Consider the following 4,134-nt stretch of genomic DNA (forward strand, 5'->3'; position numbering starts at 1 on the left):
TCTCGTCATTGAGCTGCAGCAGGCGCCTGGCCTTGTCGAGCAGCCGCTCGCCGGAACGGGTCAGCTTCAGACGGCGGCGGTCGCGCTCGAACAGGCGTTGCCCCAGCACATCTTCCAGCCGTTTGACCTGCTGGCTGACGGCGCCTTGCGTCAGGTGGAGCGCATTGGCCGCCGCCGTCATGCTGGCCTTGTCGGCCGTCATGACGAAGGTGCGGATGAGACTCGTGTCGAGATCGCGGATCATGGCTTCCATTATATTCTCTAATGCAAACCATATCAAACATTGCATTTACTGATGCCGCCAAGCGCATAAGCATGGCGGCTCCTCGACTGGGAACCCCGCATGTCCGAAACCATCATCCCGCTGGTCCTGTTCGCGCTGATCTCGACCTCGACGCCCGGCATCGCCACGACATTGTCGACCGCCTCCGGCGCGCAATTCGGCTTTCGCCGCTCGGTGCCGCTGATGGCCGGCAGCGCGGCGGGGCTGGCGACCGTGGCGGCCGCAGGCGCCGCAGGCCTCGCCGGCCTGCTCGCCGCGGTGCCCTCCCTCCAGCTCGCCATGAAGATAGCGGGCTCGCTCTATCTGATATGGCTGGCGATCAAGATCGGCCGCAGCGGTCCGCCCAACCTCGACATCAGCATGGCCAGGCCGAACAGCTTTTTCGGCGGCGCCGGCATCCAATGGATGAACCCGAAGGGCTGGGCGATGGGGCTGGGCGCCGCCGCGTCCTTCGCGGCCCTGGCGGATGGTCCGTTGCAACTCGCGCTGCTGCTCGGCGCCGTGTTCGGCCTGGCCGCGGCTTTGTCGCTGTCGTTGTGGTGCGTGGCGGGAACCCTGCTTGCCCGCCTGCTCAAGACGGAGCGCCAGTGGCGCGCGCTGAACATCGTGCTCGGCCTGCTGCTGGCCGCCTCGATCCTGCAGATGTGGCGGCCAGCTTGAGAGAGGTCAGACGGCGTAGCGCGCCGCCGGCTTGCCGGAGAACAGGCTGCCGAAGAACTGATCCCTCGCGCCGAGATACGTCGTCAGCCCGGCCGCATCGGCAAGGCCGGGCGCGGTGACCGTCTCGCCCTGGGCGAAGCCGGCAAGCGCCGCGTCGACCAGATCCTCGGCACTCATGATCCAGTCCGGATTGATCCTGTCGAGGCTGATTCCGGAGACGTCCCACAACTCGGTGCGGATCGGCCCGGGCACCACCGACTGAACCTTCACATTGGTGCCGGCGACTTCCTTCTGCAGCGCTTCCGTGAAGTTGGCGACATAGGCCTTGGTGCCGCTGTAGATGCCGCCGACGGCGATGCCATAGGCCACCACCGAGGCGATGTTGATGATCCCGCCGCGATTGCGCTTGAGCAAGCCCGGCAACACCGCGCGAGTCAGCCTGGTCAGCGCCACGACATTGACCTTGATCATGCGCTCCGCCGTGTCGGCATCGGCATCGGCGACCGTCTCCAGGCCGGCCACGCCGGCATTGTTGATCAGCAGCGTCACGCTGTCATCCGTCGACACCGCCTGCTCGACGCGGTGCAGGTCGGCATCGACAGAGAGGTCGGCGACGATCGTATCGACCTTGCGGCCATAGGCATAGGCGAGCCTTTCCGCCACCTCCTGCAGCCGGTCGGCGCGGCGCGCCACCAGCACCAGATCGTAGCCCTGCCCTGCCAGCCGGTCCGCATAGACCGCGCCGATGCCTGAGGATGCGCCGGTGATGACCGCCGTGCCCTTGTTGTCCTTCGTGCTCATTGTCCTGTTCCTTTTGTTCGCTTCGCTGGTTCGGCGCCGATGGTCAGTTCATCCGCCGAGCCTCTGATTTCGATTAGTGGCATATGCCACTTTCACCGAAGTAGGTATATGCCACTATCTTGTCAACGGCAGCGGCAAAAACTATTTCTGAGGCAGGCTGGCGCGTCTTTGCGCCGGCAAGGAGTGATCATGACCGAAGCTCGCAAGCCTGGATTCAGCGACTGCAACAACGCCACGCTGCGCCGCGCCGCGCGCAGTCTCGGCCGCTTCTATGATGACGCGCTGGCGCCGTCAGGCCTGAAGGGCACGCAGTTCGGCCTGCTCTTTCAGATCCACATCAGCGACGAGCCGGCGATGGGCGCCATCGCCGAGGTGCTGATCATGGACCTGTCGGCGCTCGGCCACACGCTGAAACCGCTGATCCGCGACGGTTATGTCGAGACCTTTCCCGACAAGGACGACCGCCGCGTCAAGCGCGTGCGGCTGACGCCACGAGGCCAAGCCAAGCTCGACGAGGCGCTCAAGCTCTGGAGCATCGCCCAGCGGCAATTCGAGGACAAGGTCGGCACGGAGCAGGCGGCGAAGCTGCGTGCGGCGCTGGATGCTGTGGCCGATCTCGATCTGGAAATGCCGGCGGCCGCTCCTTCGAATTGAAGAAGCGGCCGTCCGTCACGCTTTCAAGCAGCTTATTCCGCCGGCATCGCGACCGGGCGCGCAAAAACACGGCCCGCCAGCACGATACCCAGGCCCACGATCGGAAACACCGCGGCGATCAGGCCGAGATCGGCCGGCGCGCCGAAGCGCAGCACGGCGGCGCCGACCACAGCGCCCAAAGCGACGCCGAAATAGAGCGCCGAGGCATTGAGCGACAAGACAATGGGCGCGGCGTCGGGCGCGATCTTGAGGATGCGGCTCGCCTGCGCCGGCGGGAAGGCCCAGCCGACAATGCCCCAAGGCACCATCATACCCATCAGCGCCGGTCCGGCGATCGAATGCGGCAGGAAGGCCGGGATCAGCGAGAAGGTGGCGAGCGTCGCGGCCGACAGCGTCAGCGACCAGGCGACGGTGCGGGTCGCGCCGAAGCGGTCGGCGGCCTGGCCGCCGGCGATATTGCCGATGACGGCGCCGACGCCGAAGGCGAGCAGCATGCCGGGCAGCGCGATCGGCGAGAGCCCGCCACCCTGAAGGGCCAAGGGCGCGATGAAGGCGAAGACGGTGAAGGCGCCGACCAGCGCAAGCGTCGTCGTCAGCAGGATCGGCATTACGCCGGGGCGAACAGCCGCCGCCAGCCTGCGCTTCAGTGGCAGCCTGGTGCCGATGATGCCGCGCGGCAGCCGCCACCACAGGATCGCGCCGGACAGCGCGCCGAGCGCGGCGATGGCGAAGAACGTGCCGCGCCAGCCGGCGACAGCTGCGACCAGGGCGCCGAGCGGCGCGCCGACGGCGACGGCCACCGTGGTGCCACCGACGACAACGGCAATGGCGCGGGCCCGGTGATGGTCATCGACCAGAGCCACGGCCGTCCCCTGCGCAGTCGCGGCGAACAGGCCGGACGAAAGCGCCATGACGATGCGGGCGATCAAAAGCAGTTCGAAGGACGAGCTCAGCGCGGCGACGATGTTGCCGATGACGAAGAATACCAGCGTCCACAGGATGACGCGCCGCCGGTCCCATTCGCCGGTCAGCGTCGCCAGCACGGGCGCGCCGATGGCGTAGGCGAGCGCGAAGGCGGTGATCAGCGAGCCGGCGAGCGGCACGGATATGCCGGCATCGGATGCAATGTCGGGAAGAAGGCTTGAGATGACGAAACCTTCGGTCGAGATCGCAAACGATCCGAGCGCCAGCCAGAAGATCCGCTTGTCCATGGGATTTGTCCTTAGTTCAAAAGTTATTGAACAATTGGACATAACAGGGCATGATGTCAACCGAGCCGGGAGAAAATAGCTGAACCCTGCTGACAGCCCTGTGACAGGACGCGGCCGAAAGAAGAGCCTATGTCGGTCGGCAGAAAGAGGAGCCGCGTTGAAGTTCGTGCCGTTTGTGCTTAATTCTTGGTCATGAGCCTGCCCCATCCAACCGCCGACCAGATCAGCCTGCCGATCGTGCTTGCCGTGCTCGGCGACCCGACCCGGCTTTCCATCGTGCGCTATCTGGCTCGCAAGGAAGGCGTGCCGATGAACTGCAGCAAGTTTCTCGACCTCGCCTCCAAGACCAATCTCAGCTACCACCTCGCCAAGCTGCGCGAGGCGGGTGTCACGCGCAGCGAAGCGGTCGGCACCAGCCGGCTGATCACGCTGCGCCGCGACGACCTCGACAAGCGTTTCCCCGGCCTGCTCGACAGCGTGATCGCCGCGGCTGACGGCGACAAGGATCTGCCGGCGGGCGGCACC

6 protein-coding genes are annotated in these 4,134 nt (G+C 66.0%); 3 read left to right on the top strand and 3 right to left on the bottom strand.

Going from position 1 to position 4,134, the window contains the following annotated elements; all coding sequences use genetic code 11:
- Positions 1–244: LysR family transcriptional regulator (locus EOA28_RS26990; RefSeq protein ID WP_128315463.1), on the bottom strand; the 244-nt coding region annotated here is incomplete at its 3' end.
- Between the two features lie 99 nt (positions 245–343).
- Between EOA28_RS26990 and EOA28_RS26995 the strand changes: the two genes are divergently transcribed.
- Positions 344–943: a LysE family translocator gene (locus tag EOA28_RS26995; RefSeq protein ID WP_127252894.1), complete on the top strand. Its 600-nt coding sequence runs from the start codon at positions 344–346 to the stop codon at positions 941–943.
- Positions 944–949: 6 nt separating this feature from the next.
- On the opposite strand, the gene EOA28_RS27000 is transcribed toward EOA28_RS26995, so the two are convergent.
- A complete protein-coding gene (locus EOA28_RS27000; protein WP_127252893.1) occupies positions 950–1,744 on the bottom strand; it encodes an SDR family oxidoreductase in 795 nt (264 codons plus the stop codon).
- Between the two features lie 189 nt (positions 1,745–1,933).
- Between EOA28_RS27000 and EOA28_RS27005 the strand changes: the two genes are divergently transcribed.
- Complete coding sequence (locus EOA28_RS27005; RefSeq protein WP_128315462.1) at positions 1,934–2,398, top strand: MarR family winged helix-turn-helix transcriptional regulator; 465 nt, start codon at positions 1,934–1,936, stop codon at positions 2,396–2,398.
- 32 nt (positions 2,399–2,430) lie between these two features.
- Here EOA28_RS27005 and EOA28_RS27010 read toward each other — a convergent pair whose 3' ends face one another.
- Positions 2,431–3,609: an MFS transporter gene (locus tag EOA28_RS27010; protein WP_126081736.1), complete on the bottom strand. Its 1,179-nt coding sequence runs from the start codon at positions 3,607–3,609 to the stop codon at positions 2,431–2,433.
- 192 nt (positions 3,610–3,801) lie between these two features.
- Here EOA28_RS27010 and EOA28_RS27015 point away from each other — a divergent pair.
- The coding region (locus EOA28_RS27015) for a helix-turn-helix transcriptional regulator (RefSeq protein WP_148670870.1) at positions 3,802–4,134 on the top strand (333 nt) is incomplete at its 3' end.

The organism is Mesorhizobium sp. M2A.F.Ca.ET.067.02.1.1 (assembly GCF_004023285.1).
Taxonomy (GTDB): domain Bacteria; phylum Pseudomonadota; class Alphaproteobacteria; order Rhizobiales; family Rhizobiaceae; genus Mesorhizobium.

What these genes read in the sequence shown, in the direction of transcription:
- EOA28_RS26995 (WP_127252894.1), top strand. Translation starts at nt 344, where the DNA reads ATGTCCGAAACCATCATCCCGCTGGTCCTGTTCGCGCTGATCTCGACC.
- EOA28_RS27000 (WP_127252893.1), bottom strand. Translation starts at nt 1,744, where the DNA reads ATGAGCACGAAGGACAACAAGGGCACGGCGGTCATCACCGGCGCATCC.
- EOA28_RS27005 (WP_128315462.1), top strand. Translation starts at nt 1,934, where the DNA reads ATGACCGAAGCTCGCAAGCCTGGATTCAGCGACTGCAACAACGCCACG.
- EOA28_RS27010 (WP_126081736.1), bottom strand. Translation starts at nt 3,609, where the DNA reads ATGGACAAGCGGATCTTCTGGCTGGCGCTCGGATCGTTTGCGATCTCG.